The organism is Nakamurella endophytica (genome assembly GCF_014646215.1).
GTDB lineage: Bacteria > Actinomycetota > Actinomycetes > Mycobacteriales > Nakamurellaceae > Nakamurella > Nakamurella endophytica.
In genome coordinates this window covers 105,507-125,166 of sequence record NZ_BMNA01000006.1, presented here as the reverse complement: position 1 = coordinate 125,166, position 19,660 = coordinate 105,507, and the positions used below count along the sequence as shown (strand labels likewise).

Sequence of the window (19,660 nt, the reverse complement as noted above, 5' to 3'; positions counted from 1 at the left end):
ACGTCCGGGGCGGGCGGGACGTCCGGCACCGGCGGCACGGGCGGTGCCGGCCGGCGCCTCCGTCACCGGGCGGCCCCGCCGGCCCGCAGGGCCGTCAGGCAGTCGGCCAGCGCGCGGCTGCTGATCGGCTTGGTCAGCCGGGCGTCCACGCCGCCACCCTCGCCGCCGCTCTCCAGGTGCTCGAGGATGCCGGTGATCAGCACGAACAGCGGCCGCCGCGGTTGTGCGTCCACGGCCGGGAGCAGGTCGACGCCGGTCCCGCCGGGCATCGAGTAGTCGCTCAGGACCATGTCGATCCCGCCGGCCTCGAGCACCTCCAGGGCGGGCTGGACGTCCGCGGCCTCGGTCACCTGCCAGCCCGACCGCCGCAGCATGTGCGTCAGCACCAGGCGCGAGACGGTGTCGTCGTCGACGACCAGCGCGCGGCGGCCCTCGCCGGCCGCGCCGGCGGACGGCCGGGTCACCGCGGGCTCTCGTCGAGCATGCGGAACACCTGGTCGAACTGCGTCAGCCGGAACACCCGCTGCCCCTCCGGGGACCGCGGCCGGATCAGCACCACGTCCCCGCCGTGCTCGCGGGTGGTCCGCCGGGCGCGGACCAGCACGGCCAGGCCGGCGCTGTCCACGAAGCCCACCGCGGACAGGTCGACGAGCAGCCGCACCCGGCCGAGCGGGACCAGCTCGCGGAACCGCGCGTCGAGCTCCGGCGCCTGCAGCGCATCCAGCCGCCCGGCCAGGCGCAGCACCGCAGCTCCCGGCTCGTCCGCGGTGATCTCGATCCGCAGGTCCGTGCCTTCGCCGCCGGCAGCCGCGCCGGTGTCCGTCGCGACGCCCGTCATCGACCTGTTCCCTTCCCGTCGCGGTCCACCCGCAGCATCCAGACGGCGCGCCCACCGTCGGCACGGCACTCCAGCCGGTCGACCAGCCGGCGGACGATCATCAGCCCGTACCCGCGGATCTGCGGCTCGGACGGCCTGGGCTCCGGGATCAGGGCCGGGTCGATCGGCATCCCCGGCCCGGTGACCCGGACGGTGACCGCGTCGAGGGTCACGTCCCCGCGCAGTCCGAGGACGTCGCCGTCCGCGACGCCGGCGTGCTCGACGATGTTGACGCACACCTCGTGGACGGCGAGCTCGAGCCGGCCGTGCAGCGCGCCGGCCTCCGCGGCCGGCAGACCGTCGAGCAGCTCGGACAGCCAGGGTCCGATGCGGCGCACCGACAGCAGGTCGGCTCCCAGGTCGAGCGACGTCGCGACCTCGGTCACCGGGCCACCGCCCCGGACGGGGTCAGCACGACGAGCGTGCAGTCGTCGGACGGCGCCGTCCCGTCGGCATGCCCGGCGACGGCTGCGAGCACCTGCCGGCCCAGCTCCTCCGCCGACGACGGGCCGCCGGCCAGCACCTGTTCCAGCCGCACGTAGCCGAACAGCTCGCCCGCGCCGTCCTCCTGCTCCGCCAACCCGTCCGAGCCGACCAGCAGCGCGTCGCCCGGGGCCAGCCGGAGCTCGGTGACCGTCGGGTCCTCGATCTCCAGCACGCCGACCGGCGCGGTGTCGGCCGCGACCGGCCGGACCCGCCCCTGCTGCCGCACCAGCACCGGCGAGTGCCCGGCGTTGCAGGCCCGGACGGTGCCGTCCGCCGGGTCCAGGACGCCGACCACCAGGGTCACGAACACGCCGACGTCCCCGAGGTAGTCGTAGAGCTCGGCGCTGACCGCGGCGACGGCGGCGCCGGGGTCGAGGCTGGTGCGCAGCGCGACCCGGGTGGCGCTCACCGCCCTGGACATGACGATCGCCGCGGGCAGTCCCTTGCCCGCGACGTCGCCGACGGCGAACCACAGCCGACCGTCGACCACGGCGAAGACGTGGAAGTCGCCACCCGCCAGGCTGGCCGGCATGGAGCTGCAGAACAGCTCGACGCCGTCCACCCGGGGCAGCGGCTGCGCCAGGACCGCCTGCGCCAGCGACGACGCCGCCTGGTGCTCCTGGGCGATGGCCGCCCGCTCCACAGCCTCGAGGTGCATCCGGGTCAGGGTCTGCATCATGTCGGTCGCGCTCATCACCGCCTCGACGAGCTGCAGGTCGCCGGTGGTGAAGGCCCACCCGTCGCGGGCGAAACCGAGCGCACGCCGGAAGGGATCGGGCTGCCGCAGCACCGCCACCACGGTGGCGCCGCCGTCGGTGACGGCGATCGGCACCTGCCGCGGAGCGGCCAGCTGGTCGCGCACCAGGCGGACGAGCGCTGCGGCCGCCTCCGGGTCCGGACCGGCGTACAGGTGGGTGTCGTCGCCCACCAGCACCACCGTGTCGGAGTCGGTCATCGTCCGGGCCTCGGTCAGCATCCGGACGTCGGCCTCGGCCTCGCCGAGGGACTCGACGTTGATCTGCGTCAACGCGCGCAGGGCCGTCATCCGGTCCTGCACCGCGATCAGCGCGCCGGTGATCTCGTGCTGGGCCAGGGTCATGTCCTGCACCAGGTCGCGGATCCCGTCGGCCGCCTCCCGGCGGTCGGCGTCGGACCCGGCGGGGTCGGTCAGCCGGGCCAGCGCCGACTCCAGCGGGCCGGCACCGCCGGGCCCGGCGACGGCACTGCTCAGCGCACTGCTCACGGCGCTCCGTCCGCGCCGGCCCCCGCGGGCTCCTCGACGGTGAAGACCGGGAGCAGCGCGGTGATCTCCATGATCACCCGCACCGGGTCGGACAGGTCGGTGAGCACGAGGGTGCCGCCGGCGGCGCGGGTCGCCTTGTCCAGCCGGACCAGCTCGGCCAGCGCGGTGGAGTCGATGAACACGACGTTGGACAGGTCCAGGCGCAGCTCGTCCGCCGCGGCCACGAGCGGCTCGACGACCGTGCGGAACTCGGCGACCTCGTGGGCGTCGAACCGTCCGGCGACGGCGACGGACGCCCGGCTCCCGGACGTGTCGATACGGATCCTCATCGCGGGGCGACCTCTCGGGACAGGGACAGAGGGACGGGACCGTGGGTGTGCCTCGGCGCCGGCGCAGGCGCCGGCCGCTCGGTCGACTGCTCGACCGGCTGCGGCGCGGGGTCCGGGCCGGCGGGCGGGACGGGTGGGGGCTCGGCGGCACCCGGCGCCGCGGAGCGCCTCGCCGCGGGACCGGGTGCAGTGGTGACGTTCTCGTCCGGCCGTGCGACCGGTCGCGCCGACATCCCGGTCGCGGCCGGGACACCCGGTCCGTCGGCCGCATCCGCCACCTCCCCCGCCTCCGCTGCATCGGCGGTGTGCGGAGCCTCCGAGGCCGGCAGCGCCGGGCGCTGCCGGTAGCCGCCGCGCAGGTCGTGCAGCCGGATCCGGACCAGGTCGGCCAGGAACTGGAGGCTGACCTTGGCGGCGTCCACCGTCGAGCCGGGCGCGTCGATCCACTCCACCGGCTCCTCGGCGGTGCGCAGCCCCAGCCGGCTCGCCAGGTACAGCACCTCGAGGTCGAACGAGAACCCGTCCACCACCTGCAGTGCGAACAGACTGCGTGCCGCATCGGCGGTGAAGAGCTTGAAGCCGCACTGGGTGTCGGCCACCTTCACGCCGAACCCGGCCGAGACCAGGATCCGCAGGCCGCGGCTGAGCACCTTGCGCAGCAGGCTCTTGCTGTGCACGGCGGCACCCCGGGCCGCCCGGGAGCCGACCACGACGTCGTACCCCTCGTCGGTGATCAGCGCGAGCAGCCGGTCGAACTGCTCGATCGGGGTCGACTGGTCGGCGTCGGCGAAGAGCACGTACCGGCCGCGTGCCGCCGCGACACCGCGGCGGACCGCGGATCCCTTGCCGCGGTTGCGATCCGCGACGAGCACGCGCAGGTTCGGGAAGCGCAGGTCCTGCAGCAACGCCACCGTGCTGTCGCTCGACCCGTCGTCGGCGACGACGAGCTCCCACGGCTCCCCGCGGGCGCTCAGGTGGGTGGCGATGGCGCCGACCGTCGGCAGGATCCGCCACTCCTCGTTGTAGGCCGGGATGACGACCGAGATGCGAGGCGGCTCCGTCAGCGGGGTGCTGACCCAGGCCTTGAACGCGCGGTACCGGTCCGTGCCGGCGACCGTCGGTGTGCTGCCGCTCATGCCGCCGCGACCTCTCTCTCGTGGTCGTGTCCGTGCTGGCCGTGCCGGCCGAACAGTTCGGACCGTGCCGCCACGGCCACCGCCAGCAGGGTCAGCGCCATCGCGACGGTCTGGCCGGCGATCAGCTGGCCGATGTCGGCGTGCCGGACGAGCAGGAACACCAGCTGCACCGCGGCGCCGGCGAGCACCAGCACCGACGTCCCCAACCGCCCGCGGGACAGGTCGTGGCTGGCCACCAGGTTGGCCACGGCGAACAGCGTGGTCATCGCGGCGTACCCGGCCAGCGGCCCGGACACGTGGGCGTAGTCCGGTCCCAGCACCACGCCGAGCACCGGACCGCCGACCAACGCTGCCCCGGCGGTGCACAGCGCCCCGATGGCCAGCACCGCGAGCGAACCGCCGCGCAGCAGCCCGCCGGTGTGGCCGCCGCTGCTGTGCCGGCGCGCCGCCGCCGGGAACAGCACCGTGGCCACCGACCAGGCCAGGAAGAACACCGCCCGGCCGACCAGGGCGACGGCGGAGTAGACGCCGGCCTCGGCCGGCGCGAAGAACGCCTTGGCGACGAGCACGTCGGTGTTGTTGGCCAGGATCTGGCCGACGAGCAGCACCGACACGGTGCCGGCGTAGCGGCGCACCTCGCGCACGTCGCCGATCCCGCCCGCGGCGGCCCGGGTGCCGCCGGTCCCGCCGAGCAGCCGGACCGCCAGCCAGGTGGCCACGAACGACGCGGTCAGGGCCGCGGTCGCGCCGAGGACGCCGGCGCCCGCGGCGACCAGCGCGATGCCCAGCACCAGCCGCACGGCCATCTCCACCACGAACGTCGCCGCCAGCGGCCGGAACCGCAGCCGGCCCTGCATGACACCGCGACCGACGGACTGCAGGAGGTAGCACGGCATGCCGGCGCCCAGCAGGACGAACGGCCAGGCCGAGCCGGTCTGGAACAGCCGCGCCCAGCCGGCGGCCGGCGCGGCGAGCAGCACGCCCGTGGCGATCCCGCCGACCAGCGCCCACCGCCGCAGCCGGTGGGCGATCCGGTCGGCGCGGTCGGGGTCGCCGGCCTCGTCCGCCGCGGCGACGAACCGGGCCGCCACCATCTGCAGGCACAGCGCCGCCGACGCCACGGTCAGCATGAGGGTGACCATCAGGTTGGCGTCGGAGAACTCCGCGGGACCGAGCCAGCGGCCGAGCACCAGGTTCAGCGCGTAGTTGCCGGCGTTGGCGACGATCATCGCCAGCCCGAGGACGGCGCCCCCGCCCACGAGTTCCCGGCCACCGCGGGGCGCGGCAGCCGGCGTGCCGCCGGCCGGCACCGGAGCGGGCACCGGACTGCCGCCCGTCCCGGTGGTGGCGGCCGTCATCGCGCACCCCGGCGGGCACGCCGGCGGTCCAGCAGCCGCTGCAGGTGCAGCACGTGCCAGTGCACCACCTCGAACATCGGGATGCCGGTGGCGGCGGCGAAGTTGCGGCGGCCCAGGTCGCTGCGCAGATCGTCGTCCTGGAGCACCGTCTGCAGCGCGTCGGCGAGGCTCACCGCGTCGCCCGGCTCGAAGTAGACGCCGCGGAAGCCCTCCTCCTCGATGATGTCGACCAGGTCGCCGATCCGCGGCAGCACCGCGGCCCGGCCGTACTCGCCGGCCTGGTGCAGGACCCCGGAGCTGCCGGTGGTCGACGTGTACGGGAAGGCCACCACCGCCGCCGAGCTGAACAGCGCCGGGACGTCCTCCTCGGCCACGTAACCCGGCAGCACCAGGTGCGGCACGTCGGCGAACCGCTCGGCGACGGAGGCCATGTACCCGGGCGAGTTGGGGCTGTCCGTCCCGGCCAGCACGAGCTCGAGGTCGTCGCCGTGCCCGCGTCGCAGCAGCTCCGTGTAGGCCTGCACCAGGATGTCGACGGTCTTGTACGTACCCCATTTTCCGAAGGCCAGGATCCGGCGCCGTCCGGGTGGAACGTCCACCGACGGGACCGCCAATTCCTCGAAACTACCGTGCGGCGCCAGCACCACATTCTCGGCGCCATAGCTGCGCTGCAGGAACTCGACATACCGCGGAATGGTCAGGGCCACCAGATCGGCTTTCAACAATGCTCGGGTCAGGATTCGCCCGGCCATTGTCAGCAGCCGCGCCACCGCCGCCGAGGACGCGAATCCGGCATCCCGCATGTCGACGTTGTCGGCCAGGTTGTGCAGGACGACGATGCTGGGCACCCGCAGCATGCGCAGCACCAGCGGCAGCAGCAGGCCGAGCCCGCCGGCCACCCGGCGGTCACCGAAGGTGGCGAACTGCAGGTTGAGCAGGACGGCGTCCGGGCGGGTGCGACGCACCGCCGCGGCGATGCGGACGAGGTTGCCGACGCTGTTGAACCGCCAGCACGCCTCCACTCGCAGACCGGGACGGGACGGCGCGACGCCCGCGTCCGTCTCGTCGGCGAAGACGACGACCTCGGCCACCTCCGGTTGCCGCTCGAGGTGCTTGACCAGGTGGTGGCCGAACTCGTTGAGGCTGTTCCGTCCCGGCGGGTACGCCGTCACCACGCCGACCCGGAGCCCGGCGGCCCGGGCCGTACCCGCCGGTCGCATCCCGACGGCCGTCGCGGCGGCGTCGACGTGTCCGTCGTCACCCGTGGCCGGCGGTCGCACCGGCCCGGCGGGTCGCTCGCTCCGGTCGGACCCGGCCACCGCATCCGGTGACCCTCCGTCACGACCGCCGCCCGGAAACGCCGGGGCGGTCGGCGCCGTAGCAGTGACGGACAGTGAGGTCGATGCGCGTTGGGGTGATCGGACGCCCGATCGCGCGGGAGCGCCGGCCGGACCCGGTATACGCTCGGTGAAATCGCACGGAACTGCGGCCGAACCATTCACCCCATCGCCGTCGACGGAGGTGTCCGCCGCTGCTGCGCCGCGATATCCGCGGACCTCCATCGGCCTCCCGCTTCCGCTGTTCCTGACCCGTCCGGCACCGTTGTGGTGCACCATGAGTGTGCCATCCGATGCAGACCGGCGGAGGCGGCGGAGCACAATTCCACCGTTTCCCCGGCGGCGGTCCCCGGGCGGTGGCCGACGGTGCACGGGCACCGGCGTGGCGGCGGGCGGTCGGAGGTGCGCGGCAGGGATGGACTGGGTTGCGACACCCTCCGTGACGGAGCCGGCGACGTCGACGGAGCGCGTGCGCCGGTCCGGTGCCAGGCCGGTGTCGGCCGGCCCGGTCGGCCCGGTCGGCAGTGCACCGCTGCCCCGCCCGCGCTGGGTGACCGCATCCTTCGCCGTCCTGCTGACCGGCGTCCTGGTCTACGCGGCGTCCACCCTCGTCAGCCACCGCGCCGACCGGCCCGGGTGGTGGGACTCGTGGTTCTACCTGGCTCTCGAGCTGGCGGCGCCGGCGCTGATCGCGGCCCGCGTCCTCCGGATCCGCAGCGAACGCGCCGCCTGGGGGCTGCTGGGGCTGAGCGTGTTCTGGATCTTCCTCGGCGACGCGATCGTCTCCGTCACGGTCCCGGCCGGGCAGCCGCAGCCGGCGACCACGCCGGCCGACGCGTGCTACGTCGCGTTCCTGGCCACCGCGTTCGTCGGCACCGTGGTGCTGCTGCGGCCCCGGCTGCCGCGCGCCGGGTCCGGCGTCTGGCTCGACGGCCTCATCGCCAGCTGCGGTCTCGTTGCCGTCGCGGCGGCGCTGATGTTCGCTCCGCTCCAGGACGTGGGCAGCCGCAACGTGCAGGCGCTGGCCTACGCCGTGGGCGTGACCGTGCTGGTGTCCCTGATGATCGGCGCGGCCACCGTCCTCGGGCGCCGGCCGAGCATCAACTGGTGGCTGATGACGGCGGCGTGGGCGGTGCTGGCCGCGGGCAACGCCGCCCTGGTGCCGTCGCTGGTCTCGGGCACCTACCAGCGCGGGACGATCGCCGACGCCGCCGCTCCGCTGGCCTTCCTGCTGATCGCCGTCGTCGCGTGGCGCACCGGGCGGCCCCCGGCGCCGCGGCGCGCGATGGCCACCCTGTCGTTGATCGGCCCGTCGCTGTTCACCTTCGCCGCGCTGCTGGTCGTCGTCGTGGACCAGTTCTTCCCGCTGCCGGCGCTGTCCAAGTACTTCGCCATCGCGACCCTGCTCGCCGGCGCGGCCCGGCTGCTGCTGGCGGCACGCGCCGCCTTCCGGCTCACCCAGCAGGAGGTGGAGCTCAACCGCAGCCTGGCGGTGGCGCGGGACGAGGCGCTGGCGGCGACGGCGGCCAAGTCGGCGTTCCTGGCCACCATGAGCCACGAGATCCGCACCCCGATGAACGCGGTCATCGGCATGACCGGGCTGCTGCTGGAGACGCCGCTGGACCCGGTGCAGCGCGAGTACGTCGAGACCGTGCGTCGCAGCGGTGACCTGCTGCTCGAGGTGATCAACGACATCCTCGACTTCTCGAAGATCGAGTCGGGCGAGCTGGACCTGGAGGACCGGCCGTTCGACCTGGTCGACGCGGTCGAGGACGTGCTCGGGTTGGTCGCCGTCACCGCCGACGGCAAGAACGACGTCCTGCTCTGCGACTTCGCCGAGGGCTGCCCGAGCTGGGTCAGGGGGGACCGCACCCGGGTCCGCCAGGTGCTGCTGAACCTGGTCGGCAACGCCGTGAAGTTCACCGCCGACGGCAGCGTCGTGGTCGAGGTCCGGCCGGCGGGTACCCGGCCGGGCGGGCGGACGCTCGTCGAGTTCGCGGTGTCCGACACCGGCATCGGCATCCCCGCCGACCGCATGTCCCGGCTCTTCCGACCGTTCAGCCAGGTCGACGCCTCCACCACGCGCGTGTACGGCGGGTCCGGGCTCGGGTTGGCGATCAGCCGCGCCATCGTGACCATGATGGGCGGCGACATCGCGGTCCGGTCGGAACCGGGCCGGGGATCGACCTTCACCTTCACCGTCGAGTTCGGTCCGGCGCAGGCGCCACGGGGCAGCTCCGCGCTGAGCACGGTGTCGCTGGCGGGGCGGCGGGCGCTGCTGGTCGACGACCATCCCGACAACCTGCGGATCCTGCAGGGCCAGCTGACCCGGTGGGGGATGCTCGGACTGCCGGCGGCGTCCGGCAGGCAGGCCTTGGCGGTGGCCACCGCGCCGGCTTCACCCCTCGCCCCACCGGACGCCCCGGACGGCGCTGCGGACGGAGCCGCGCGACCGGACGGGTCCGCAGTCGGGTCCGCGGGCGCCGCGGTGCCGGACATCGCCCTGCTGGACATGTACCTGCCCGACGGGGACGGGGTTGCGCTGGCCCGGGAGCTGCGCCGGCTGCCCGGCTGGGACGGCGTGCCGCTGGTCCTGCTGACCAGCCTGTCCGCGTCGATGTCCGCCGACGACCGCGCGGTCTTCGCGGCCGTGCTGACCAAGCCGGTGCGCAGCGGCGACCTGCACAAGGTGGTGATGGGCCTGCTGTCGGACGGCGGGCCGGCCCGCGTCGACCTGGTTCCCCCGGCGGCCGCGGGCCCGTCGCTGTACGTGCTGATGGCCGAGGACAACAAGATCAACCAGTCGGTGGGCCAGGCCATGCTGCGGCTGGCCGGTCACCGGGTGGACATCGTCGGCGACGGGCGGGCGGCCGTGGACGCGGTGCGCCGGACCGCGTACGACGCGGTGCTCATGGACGTGCACATGCCGGTCATGGACGGGCTCGACGCCACCCGAGCGATCCGAGGCCTCGACGGCGCGGTGCACCAGCCGTTCGTCATCGCCCTGACCGCCAGCGTGACCGCCGAGGACCAGCGAGCCTGCGCTGCCGCCGGGATGGACGCCTACCTGAGCAAGCCGGTCCGCGCCGAGGACCTGCGGGCGACGCTGGCCCAGGTGGTGCCGCTGGCCGGCCGCCGGACCGACCTGCCCGGCGGCCCCGCCGCGGCGGCGGAGCCACCAGCTCCACAAGAGCCACCAGTGCCGCAAGAGCCGCCAGGACCGCCAGGGCCGGAGCGGCAGCCGCTGCCCGCGACGGAACCGGCCGCGACGGAACCCGCAGTGGTACAGAGCGTCCCGGCGTCCGCGGTCGCCGGGCCGGGCGCCTCGGCGGGCGGCACCGCGCCGGTGCTCGACCTCGAGCAGTGGGCCGACCTCGGTGAGCTGGGGCCGGAGGTGCGTGACGTGGTGGTCGACCAGTGGCTCGCCGACTGCGCCGGGTTCCCCGAGACCTTCCGGGCCGCCGTCGACCTGGCGGACGCCGACGCCGTGGCGTTCCGGGCGCACCGGCTCAAGGGCAGCAGCTCGACGGTCGGCGCCGCACGGCTGTCCGGCCTGCTGAACCTCGCCGAACTGGCCGGCAAGGCCGGCTCGGTCCCGGCGCCGGCCGAGATCGCGGTGCTGCTGGCCGCCCTCGACGAGGCCACCGCCGCGGTCACCGCGCACCGCACCGCCGTGGACGTCCTCGACTGAGCCGGCGCCCGGCGCGCCGCCGGTGTGACTTGCGGCGGGCCCCGGCGCGGCACGCCGCCGTCCCGCGTTTCGTCTCGTAACGTCACACCCGCAAGCCCGAGACGTGACGACCCGGAGACGACATGGCGATCCGCATCCAGCAGAACCCGAAGACCACCACCGTCAAGTTCGTCCTGCCGGACGACGTGCACGAGGGAGCCGTGTCCGCGGTCGGCACCTTCAACGACTGGCAGCCGGGTGTGCACCGACTCGTCAAGCGCAGCAACGGGACCCGCAGCGTCAGCGTGGCCGTGCCGCACGGCACCGAGATCCGTTTCCGCTACCTCGGCGAGGGTGGCGTCTGGTTCGACGACCCCGACGCCCACGTCATCGACCACGCCGGGTCCGTCGTCCACACCTGATCCGAAACCCTGCGCGGCCGCGGCGCGGTGCCGATCAGGTGCCGATCCGGCGTTCCCGGCCCGCGCCACCGGCGCCCGGCGCACGCGCCCGGGCGTCGTCGCGGTCCCGGACCGCCCCCTGTCCACGCCGCCGGTCGGGCTCCCCGCGAGCCCGGCCGGCGGCGTCGCCATGCCGGCCGTGGCAGGTCCGCAGGCACGCTGCAACCGGGCCACGCCCGGCGCGCCGGGACCCGTGGTACCGCGTCAGTGATGCGCCGGTGATGCGCCGGCGGTCCACCCGGCGTCGCCGCCGGGCCAGTCGTCGAAGCGACGGCCGGTGACCAGCTCGTAGGCCTGCACGTAGCGGCGCCGTGTCGCGTCGACCACCTCGGCCGGCAGCGGGGGTGGCGGCGCGTCGGTCCGCCGGTCCCAGCCGGAGTCGGGTCCGGTCAACCAGTCCCGGACGTACTGCTTGTCGTACGACGGCTGCACCCGCCCCGGGCGGTAGCCGTCGACCGGCCAGAACCTGGAGGAGTCCGGGGTGAGCACCTCGTCGCCGAGCACCATCCGGTGGCCGTCCAGGCCGAACTCGAACTTGGTGTCCGCCACCAGCACTCCCCGGCCGGCCGCGTGCTCGGCCGCCCTGGCGTACAGCGCCAGCGTGAGATCCCGGAGCTGCTGGGCACGTTCGGCACCGACCGTGGCGACGACGTCGTCGTAGCCGATGTTCTCGTCGTGGGCGCCCAGCTCCGCCTTGGCGGCGGGGGTGAACAGCGGCTCGGGCAACCGGTCCGCCTCGTCCAGCCCGGGCGGGAGGGTGATGCCGCAGACCGCTCCGGTGCTGCGGTAGTCGGCCAGCCCCGATCCCGTCAGGTACCCGCGCGCCACGCACTCCACCGGCACCATGTCCAGCCGCCGGACCAGCAGCGCCCGTCCACGCACCGACGCGGGGATGCGCCGGTCCTCGGTGGCCACCACGTGCCCCGGCACCAGGTCGGCGAGGAGCTCGAACCAGAAGACGCTCATGGCCGTCAGCACCCGCCCCTTGTCCGGGATCCCGGTGGGCAGCACGTGGTCGTAGGCGCTGATCCGGTCGGTGGCCACCAGGAGCAGCAGCTCGTCGTCCACCTCGTACAGCTCGCGCACCTTGCCCGAGGCCAGGTGCCGGTAGTCCGTCAGCTGCACCGCCTGCGCGCTCCCCGCCACCGGTCAGGCCACCGTCCGGTCGAGCCCGCGCCGGCGCAGCAGCGGCCCGGGATCACCGTCGCGGCCGCGCACGTCGCGGAACGCGGCGAGCGAGTCGACCGCTCCCCCGCGGGACAGCAGCCGCCGTCGGAAGACGTCGCCGTTCTCCCGGCGCATCCCGCCGTTCTCCCGGAACCACTCGACCGTGTCGGCGTCCAGCACCTCGGACCAGATGTAGGAGTAGTAGCCGGCCGAGTAGGCGCCGGCGAAGATGTGCTGGAAGTACGTGGTGCGGTACCGCGGTGGCACGAGATCGAAGGCGATCCCGGCCCGTTCGAGCGCGGCGACCTCAAAGTCGGTGGCGGACCGGATCTCCTCGTCCGGTCCGATGCGGTGCCAGGCCTGGTCCAGCAGGGTGGCGCCGAGGTACTCCGTGGTCGCGTGCCCCTCCCCCCACTGCCGGGCGGCGCGGATGGCCTCGACGACGGCCGGGTCCAGCGGCTCCCCGGTGACCGTGTGGAACGCGTAGTGCTGCAGCACCTCCGGCCACATCGCCCACATCTCGTTCACCTGGCTGGGGAACTCGACGAAGTCGCGCGGCACGCTGGTCCCGGAGAACCGTGGGTACGTGACGTCCGAGAAGAGCCCGTGCAGCGCGTGCCCGAACTCGTGGAACAAGGTGTCGACCTCGTCGAGGGTGAGCAGGGCCTTCTCCCCCGCCGCCGGCGCCGGCACGTTGAGGTTGTTGGCCACCACGGGCCGGGTTCCCAGCAGTGCCGACTGCTCGACGTAGGAGTTCATCCAGGCACCGCCGCGCTTGCCGTCCCGGGCGAAGTAGTCGCCCAGGTACAGCCCGAGCGAGGTGCCGTCGCCGTCGAGCACCTCCCACACCCGGACGTCCGGGTGGTAGCCCGACAGGTCGGGGCGGCGGCGGAACCGGATCCCGTAGACCTGCTCGGCGGCGTGGAAGACGCCGTCGGCGAGCACCCGGTCCAGCTCGAAGTACGGCCGCAGCGCCGCGGTGTCGACGGCGTACCGCTCGGCGCGGACGCGCTCGGAGTAGTACGCCCAGTCCCACGGCGCCAGCTCGACGCCGTCGCGGGCGGCCGCCTGCGCGAGCGCCGCGGCCTCCATCCGCGCGTTGGCCAGCGCCGGCGCGACCAGCCGGGAGAGCAGTCCGTCGACGGCGGCGCTGCTGCCGGCGGTCTGGTCGGCGACCATGGCGTCGGCGTGGGTGGCGAAGCCGAGCAGCCGGGCCCGGCAGGCGCGCAGCCGGGCGATCTGCACGGCGACCGGTCCGTTGTCGTGCTCGCCGGCGGACGCGCGGCTCACCGAGGCCTCGAACAGCCGGCGGCGGGTGTCGCGGTCGGACAGCACCGCCAGCGCCGGCTGCGACGTCGGCAGCACCAGCGGCAACAGGTACCCGCCGTCCACCCCGCGGGCGCGGGCGGCCGCGGCGGCGGCGTTCCTGGCCTCCCCGGACATGCCGGCCAGCTGGGCCTCCTCGGTCACCAGCACGGCGGCCGCCTCGGTGGCCTGCTGCAGGTTCTGCTGGAAGGTGGTGGTCAGGACCGAGATCTCCCGGTTCAGCTCGCGCAGCTGGTCCTGTCCGGCCGGATCCAGCTGGGCGCCGGCCAGCACGAAATCCAGGTGGTACCGCTCGACCAGGCGCCGCGACTCCGGACCAAGCCCGGCCGACTCGCGCCCGCGGTGGACCGCGTCGATACGGGCGAACAGCGGCCGGTGTAACCGGATGGCGTCGCGGTGCGCCGCCATCAGCGGCGCCTGCTCCGCCTCGATCCGCCGCAGCTCGGGCGTCGCGACCGAGGAGACGAGGTTGTAGAACGTCGCGGCCACCCGCTCCAGCAGCTGCCCGGACCGCTCCAGCGCGACCAGGGTGTTCTCCAGGTCCGGGGGCCGCGGGTCCGACGCGATCGCCTCGACCTCGGCCAGCTGCTGGGCCCGCCCCGCCTCGAACGCGGGCGCGTAGTGCTCGTCGCGGATCGCGGCGAACGGCGGCAGTCCGAACGGCAGCGAGGACGGCGCGGCGAACGGGTTGGCCGGATCGAGGCTCGGTGCGGTCATGGTGTCCTCTCGGGAGCTGGTGCGGGGCCCGGCCGGCGGGCGGGTCAGAGGATGGGACCGGGCCGGTACCCGGCGGCGTCGGGGTGGCGGTCGACGACCTCCCGCACCTGCTCGACCACCACGGCGACCTGCGCCGACGCGGCCCCGGTGAAGTCGATCGGGTCGCCGAGCAGGCGGTCAAGGCCGGCCCGGTCCAGCGGCAGCCGCGGGTCCGCGGCGAGCCGGTCGAGCAGGTCGTTGGCGTCCTGACCGGTCTCCCGCAGCGCCAGGGCGGCGGCGACGGCGTGGTCCTTGATCACCTCGTGGGCGGTCTCCCGGCCGACCCCGGCCCGGACGGCGGCGATCAGGATCTTCGTGGTGGCCAGGAACGGCAGGTACCGGCGCAGCTCGCGGTCGATCACCGCCGGGTAGGCGCCAAAGTCGGCCAGCACGGTGAGCATGGTCTCCAGCAGCCCGTCGACGGCGTAGAACGCGTCCGGCAGCGCCACCCGGCGCACCACCGAGCACGACACGTCGCCCTCGTTCCACTGCGTCCCCGCCAGCTCGCCGGTCATCGCGGCGTAGCCGCGCAGCACCACCGCGAGACCCGAGACCCGTTCGCAGGACCGGCTGTTCATCTTGTGCGGCATGGCGGACGAGCCGACCTGCCCGGGCTGGAAACCCTCGGTGGCCAGCTCGGCGCCGGCCATCAGCCGGATCGTCGTCGCCAGCGAGGCCGGCCCGGCGGCCACCTGGACCAGCGCCGTGACCACCTCCCAGTCCAGCGACCGCGGGTAGACCTGGCCGACCGAGGTCAGCACCCGGTCGGTGCCGGCCACCTCGGTCACGACGGCGGACTCGAGGGCGGCCACGGCCTCGGCCGAGCCGAGCAGGTCGAGCATGTCCTGCGCGGTGCCGACGGGTCCCTTGATCCCGCGCAGCGGGTACCGGGCGAGCAGGTCCTCGACCCTGCGATACGCCGCCAGCACCTCGTCGGCGGCGGACGCGAAGCGCTTGCCCAGCGTGGTGGCCTGGGCGGGCACGTTGTGTGTGCGGCCGGTGACCACCAGGTCGGCGTACTCGGTGGCCCGCTCGGCCAGCCGGGCGAGCAGCGCGACGGTCCGGTCCCGGACCAGGCGCAGACCGGCCAGCACCTGCGCCTGCTCGACGTTCTCGGTCAGGTCGCGGCTGGTCATGCCCTTGTGGACCTGCTCGTGGCCGGCCAGGGCGTTGAACTCCTCGATGCGGGCCTTGACGTCGTGCCGGGTCACCCGCTCCCGGACCGCGATGGACTCCAGGTCGACCCGGTCCACGACGGCCTCGTAGTCGGCGAGCACGCCGGCCTCGACCGGGACCCCGGCGGCGGCCTGGGCGCGGAGCACGGCCAGCCACAGCCGGCGCTCGGCGACGATCTTGTTCTCGGTGGACCAGATCGCCACCATCTCCGGGGACGCGTAGCGGGCGGCCAGGACGTTGCGGGGGACGGGGGCCGGCGAGGTCACCCCGCCATCCTCTCAGCACCGTGCGGGCGGTCCGCCGCGGCCGCGGAGCCGGCCGGATCCGCCCGCCGGTGCACCGCCCGCCGGCCGACCGGTCCGCGGGGCGGTCCCCCGCTCAGTGCGCCACGATCTCGAGCAGCAGCACGACGGCGCCGAGCACCGCCCCGGTCGCCGTCTCCCGTGCGAGATCCCAGCCACGGGCGCCGCAGCGGCGGCCGTACACCAGGCCGCAGACGGTCAGCACGACGCCGGTGACGGCGATCGCCGCGACGACCGCCACCTCCGGCCGGAGGCCGGCGAGCACGGCGACGCCGACGAAGGCCAGGGCCGGCAGGCCGCCGAGCACCAGCGCCGCCTCGTGCCGCATGGTCCGCAGCATGTGCCGCATGAGGGTGCCGCCGGCACCGGCCGGCCGGGTGCCCAGCACGTGGGTGTACGAGTGGGCCAGCCAGAACACGGCGAGGATGCCCAGGGAGCCGATCAGGACGTCGCCGGTGGGGTTCTCCTGCTCGTCGGCGACCGAGAGCAGGCCCGCGGCGACCACCGCGCCGTACAGCGCGGCCGTCGAGTTGGCGCCGCCCACCCTGGACCACATCGAGCGGAACGGCTCGGCGTGGCCGTGCACGGTGCGGTGACCGTCGTGCCCCCCGCTGACCGACTCGTCCCCCACTCGACGTGATGCTGCCAGACCGCCCGGTGACGCAGCGACGGACCTGCCGGCGCGGCGGCCGGCGGCGGCGCCGTCAGCCGAACGCTGCGAGCACCGCCCGGGCGGTCCGCTCCAGCCCGTCCCGGTCCGTCCACGGCCGGCCGGGGACGCCGGTGTCGCCGGTGACCTCGACCTGCCGGCCGCCGGCGTAGACCCACACCGAGAAGCACCGCGAGGTGCAGCCCAAGGCGTACGTGTCGGCGCCGGTGCGCCGGCAGGGCGTGCCGGACGCGGGTCGGGTGCAGGCGCCGGCGGCGGCCCGGGACACCCGCACCGTGACCGTGAGCGCACCGGGCCGCGGGGAGCCGACCGTCACCGCACCGGTGACGGCCGGCGCGCACCGGGCCGCCCGCCGGGTGATCGGGCTGACGCCGTCCGGCCGCGCGGCCACCGCCGCGGACGTCGCGGCGACGGGCAGGACCGGGCAGCCGGCGGACGCCGTCGCGGCACCGCCGCTGGTCGCTCCCCCGGAAGCCACCCCGGACCCCGACGCGCCGGACGCCGAACCGGCCGAGGACCCCCCGGAGGATCCGGCCGACGAGGACGACGAGGACCCGGCCGACGCAGACCCGGACGCAGACTCGGACGAGGCGGACGACGACGCAGCGGACGTCGACCCTCCGGTGACTGCTCCCGTGTACTCCACGGAGCCGCCGGCCGCGCGGGACCCGGAGCCCGCGGACCCGGCCGCCGGGGACCGCACCGACGCCGCGGCCGACGACAGAGCCGACGAAGCAGCCGACGAAGCAGCCGACGACGAGGAGGCGGACGAGGAGGACGAGGAGGAGCCGGCCGAGTTGGCCGTCGTGACGGCCCCGTGGCGGAACACCCAGGTCCCGCCGAGCACCACGACGACCAGCACGGCGGCGGCGAGCAGGTAGCTGCGAACGCGGTCGCGCCGGTGCTGCCGGTCGATCCGCTCCCACGTGCTGGCGTGGCGGGCGTCGGCGAGCACGCCCTCGGTCGACAGCCGGCTGGGCGGCTCGTCCCGGAGCGCCGCCGCGAACAGTGCGGCCAGCGGCGCCGCGGCCGGATCGTCGGGATTGCCCGCCCGGTCGACCGGTTCGTCCGTCACGACGCACCTCCCTCCGCCGGACCACGCGCCGGAGCGCGTTCGAGTTCCCGCTTCAACGCCGCCAGCCCGCGGGCCGTCTGCGACTTGACGGTCCCCTCGGAGCAGCCCAGGGCGGCCGCGGTCGCGGCGACGTCCAGGCCTTCGAAGTACCGCAGCACCAGGGCGGTTCGCTGACCGGGCGGCACGGCGGCGAGGGCCGCCCGTACCCGGTCGCGGTCGACGACCCTTTCCGCCAGGTCGTCCAGTCCCGCGACCTCCGGCAGCACGTCCACCGACCGCTCACGACGCCACGGCCGCCGCGACTCGTCCACCACGGCCCGGACCAGGCAGGACCGCACGTAGGCGTCCAACGCACCGCGGTCGCGCACCTTGTCCCATGCTCCGTACAGCTTCACGAACGCGGTCTGCGTCAGGTCGTCCGCACGGTGCCAGTCACCGCACAGCAGGAACGCGATCCGCCGCACCCGATCCCTGCGGGCCGCGACGTACGAGGAGAACGCCTCCTCCTCGTCGCGGTGCACGGCGACCCCCGCTCCTGCACCCTGGACGGAACCGACCGGCAGGCCCGTTGCACGGGTCGCCCGGGGCGTTCGCCGGGATGCGCCGGCGACCGGGAGGATTGTGCCCCACGTCCGGATCGGCCGCGGGCCGCGCCACGGGACCGGTCGCCGGTTAGAGCGGCACCACCCAGACCGGGCTGGTGGTCGGCGCGGCCGATCCGCCGGTCGGTTCGACCGTGACGGCGAACGCGGTGGTGCCGGCGGCCAGCGGCGCGGTCACCGGTTGCAGTGACCCGGTGGCGGACGTCGCCAGCACCCCCATGGACACCGGTTCCTGCCCGCGCAGGTACCAGAGCTGGTACACCTTGCCGCCCGGCAGCGGTGGCAGGCCGGCGACCGTGACGGTCGCCTGGTTGCACTGACCGGAGGCGACCACCTCGCCGCCGGTCCCGACGCTCGGCGCGACCACGCGCGCGTCGGCGGCGGTGCTCACGCAGGTCGCCACGTCCCGGTCGGGAGCGGACGTGACCACCACGACGGCCGTGCCGGCGGCCAGCACGACGGCCGCGACGGCCGCGGCGAGCAGGGCCTGCGGCCGGCGGTACCAGGGGCGGCGCAGCGGGACGACGTCCGCTCCGGTGGCCGGTGCAGGCGCCCCGTCGGCGGCGCGGTCGGCGGGCTCGGGGGCGCGGTGCGCTCCGGCGTCCGCGACGCGACCGGTGGCCGGCGGCAGCTGGGGCGTCGCCCGGGCCGCGGCGAGCACCGACTCCCGGAGCCGCGCCGGGGGCGTGTCCGCGGTGACGGCGCCGAGCAGGGCCGCGGTCTCGACGAAACCGGCCAGCTCGGCGGCGCACGTCTCGCACTCGGCGAGGTGCGCGGCGAGCTCCGCGGACTCGTCGTCGGGCAACGCGTCCAAGGCTGCGGCGCCGGTCAGCAGGTGCGGATCGGGCCTCATGTCGCCACCCCCAGGCAGTCGCGGAGTCGGATCAGGCCGTCGCGGAGTCGGGTCTTGATGGTGGGCAGCGGTGCAGAGAGCAGTTCCGCGACCTCCCGGTAGGAATAGCCGCTGTAGTAGGCCAGGGTGACCGACTCGCGCTGCAACTCGGTCAGTGAACCCAGGCAGCGCTGCACCGCGCGTCGCTCGAACGACGCCTCGACGGCTTCGACGACCGAGTCGACATCCCGCTCGGTCGAGGACTGGGCCACCCGCAGGTCGCGGTCCGCGGCGGCCTGGGCCGACCGGACCCGGTCGACCGAGCGGCCGTGGGTCAGGGTCATCACCCAGGACAGCGCCGACCCGCGGCCGGCGTCGAACCGGCTGGCGCGGCGCCAGATCTCCAGGAACACCTCCTGGGCGACCTCCTCGGCCTGGCTGGGGTCCCGGACGATCCGCTTGGCCAGCCCGAACACCCGCGTCGAGAACAGGTCGTAGAGCGACGCGAAGGCCGCTTCCTCCCCCACAGCCGTGCGGCGGAGCAACTCTTCCGGCGTCTGTCCGGCCGCCGGTGGCGAAGGGCTCGCGTTGGGCACCGCGGAATGACCGCGCGAATGCGGTCCGGGGGAGGTCATGCTCGCCATTCTCTCCTGCCGCACCCGGCTCAGGGAGACGACCCGAGCGGATGCGGCCGTCCCGGCAGACCTGGGGTTCACGCCCGGTGCTTCGGCACCCCCAGTCGGGTGGATGGCCCATCGGGCGGACGGACCCCAACGATTTCACCCGTCTGCGCAGGTTTGGCTGCGCGGCCCAGTTGCTCGGCGGTACGGCGGCGCAGACTGGACGGGACACGACGA

General features: G+C 74.9%; 18 protein-coding genes. 2 read left to right on the top strand and 16 right to left on the bottom strand.

The features are described from left to right. Positions 1-62 precede the first annotated feature (62 nt). From IEY37_RS15365 to IEY37_RS15330, 8 genes are read right to left on the bottom strand one after another with little or no spacing between them, the layout of a single operon-like run. Positions 63-464 carry a response regulator gene (locus tag IEY37_RS15365; protein WP_188943075.1) on the bottom strand — a complete coding sequence of 134 codons (402 nt, stop codon included), beginning with the start codon at positions 462-464 and terminating at the stop codon, positions 63-65. Continuing rightward, the gene (locus tag IEY37_RS15360; RefSeq protein ID WP_188943073.1) at positions 461-838 is read right to left on the bottom strand and encodes an STAS domain-containing protein; all 378 of its coding nucleotides are present in this window, start codon (positions 836-838) and stop codon (positions 461-463) included. Before IEY37_RS15360 ends, IEY37_RS15365 begins: the two co-directional genes overlap by 4 nt. After that, on the bottom strand, positions 835-1,263 hold the full coding sequence (locus IEY37_RS15355; protein WP_188943071.1) for an ATP-binding protein: 429 nt from the start codon (positions 1,261-1,263) through the stop codon (positions 835-837). Before IEY37_RS15355 ends, IEY37_RS15360 begins: the two co-directional genes overlap by 4 nt. Further along, on the bottom strand, positions 1,260-2,606 hold the full coding sequence (locus IEY37_RS15350; protein ID WP_188943069.1) for a PP2C family protein-serine/threonine phosphatase: 1,347 nt from the start codon (positions 2,604-2,606) through the stop codon (positions 1,260-1,262). Before IEY37_RS15350 ends, IEY37_RS15355 begins: the two co-directional genes overlap by 4 nt. Continuing rightward, a complete protein-coding gene (locus IEY37_RS15345) occupies positions 2,603-2,935 on the bottom strand; it encodes an STAS domain-containing protein (RefSeq protein WP_188943067.1) in 333 nt (110 codons plus the stop codon). Before IEY37_RS15345 ends, IEY37_RS15350 begins: the two co-directional genes overlap by 4 nt. Next, positions 2,932-4,071 (bottom strand): dolichyl-phosphate beta-glucosyltransferase, encoded by a 1,140-nt coding sequence (locus IEY37_RS15340; protein WP_188943065.1) that lies wholly within the window; start codon positions 4,069-4,071, stop codon positions 2,932-2,934. The genes IEY37_RS15345 and IEY37_RS15340 overlap by 4 nt, the downstream gene beginning before the upstream one ends. Continuing rightward, positions 4,068-5,429, bottom strand: a complete 1,362-nt coding sequence (locus IEY37_RS15335; protein ID WP_188943063.1) for an oligosaccharide flippase family protein — start codon at positions 5,427-5,429, stop codon at positions 4,068-4,070. The genes IEY37_RS15340 and IEY37_RS15335 overlap by 4 nt, the downstream gene beginning before the upstream one ends. Continuing rightward, positions 5,426-6,601: a glycosyltransferase gene (locus IEY37_RS15330; protein WP_229674485.1), complete on the bottom strand. Its 1,176-nt coding sequence runs from the start codon at positions 6,599-6,601 to the stop codon at positions 5,426-5,428. The genes IEY37_RS15335 and IEY37_RS15330 overlap by 4 nt, the downstream gene beginning before the upstream one ends. A 658-nt stretch (positions 6,602-7,259) precedes the next feature. On the opposite strand from IEY37_RS15330, the gene IEY37_RS15325 reads away from it, so the two are divergent. Both IEY37_RS15325 and IEY37_RS15320 read left to right on the top strand, forming a co-directional pair. Then, positions 7,260-10,457 carry a hybrid sensor histidine kinase/response regulator gene (locus IEY37_RS15325; protein WP_188943061.1) on the top strand — a complete coding sequence of 1,066 codons (3,198 nt, stop codon included), beginning with the start codon at positions 7,260-7,262 and terminating at the stop codon, positions 10,455-10,457. 122 nt (positions 10,458-10,579) lie between these two features. Next, positions 10,580-10,858 carry an isoamylase early set domain-containing protein gene (locus IEY37_RS15320; RefSeq protein WP_188943059.1) on the top strand — a complete coding sequence of 93 codons (279 nt, stop codon included), beginning with the start codon at positions 10,580-10,582 and terminating at the stop codon, positions 10,856-10,858. A gap of 243 nt (positions 10,859-11,101) precedes the next feature. Here IEY37_RS15320 and IEY37_RS15315 read toward each other — a convergent pair whose 3' ends face one another. The 8 genes from IEY37_RS15315 to sigK form a co-directional block, all read right to left on the bottom strand. Next, positions 11,102-12,043: a phosphoribosylaminoimidazolesuccinocarboxamide synthase gene (locus IEY37_RS15315; protein ID WP_229674484.1), complete on the bottom strand. Its 942-nt coding sequence runs from the start codon at positions 12,041-12,043 to the stop codon at positions 11,102-11,104. A gap of 3 nt (positions 12,044-12,046) precedes the next feature. Next, entirely contained in the window at positions 12,047-14,107 is a 2,061-nt protein-coding gene (locus tag IEY37_RS15310) for a M3 family metallopeptidase (protein WP_188943057.1), read from the bottom strand. A 44-nt stretch (positions 14,108-14,151) separates the two neighbouring features. Further along, positions 14,152-15,528, bottom strand: a complete 1,377-nt coding sequence (gene purB, locus IEY37_RS15305) for an adenylosuccinate lyase (protein ID WP_373298364.1) — start codon at positions 15,526-15,528, stop codon at positions 14,152-14,154. A gap of 172 nt (positions 15,529-15,700) precedes the next feature. Next, positions 15,701-16,255 carry a hypothetical protein gene (locus IEY37_RS15300; RefSeq protein WP_188943053.1) on the bottom strand — a complete coding sequence of 185 codons (555 nt, stop codon included), beginning with the start codon at positions 16,253-16,255 and terminating at the stop codon, positions 15,701-15,703. A gap of 73 nt (positions 16,256-16,328) precedes the next feature. Further along, on the bottom strand, positions 16,329-17,369 hold the full coding sequence (locus tag IEY37_RS15295) for a hypothetical protein (RefSeq protein ID WP_188943051.1): 1,041 nt from the start codon (positions 17,367-17,369) through the stop codon (positions 16,329-16,331). Further along, complete coding sequence (locus tag IEY37_RS15290) at positions 17,366-17,890, bottom strand: SigE family RNA polymerase sigma factor (protein ID WP_188943048.1); 525 nt, start codon at positions 17,888-17,890, stop codon at positions 17,366-17,368. Before IEY37_RS15290 ends, IEY37_RS15295 begins: the two co-directional genes overlap by 4 nt. A 151-nt stretch (positions 17,891-18,041) precedes the next feature. Continuing rightward, complete coding sequence (locus tag IEY37_RS15285) at positions 18,042-18,824, bottom strand: anti-sigma factor (protein WP_188943046.1); 783 nt, start codon at positions 18,822-18,824, stop codon at positions 18,042-18,044. Further along, positions 18,821-19,438 (bottom strand): ECF RNA polymerase sigma factor SigK, encoded by a 618-nt coding sequence (gene sigK, locus IEY37_RS15280; RefSeq protein ID WP_188943044.1) that lies wholly within the window; start codon positions 19,436-19,438, stop codon positions 18,821-18,823. Before sigK ends, IEY37_RS15285 begins: the two co-directional genes overlap by 4 nt. Positions 19,439-19,660: the final 222 nt, after the last annotated feature.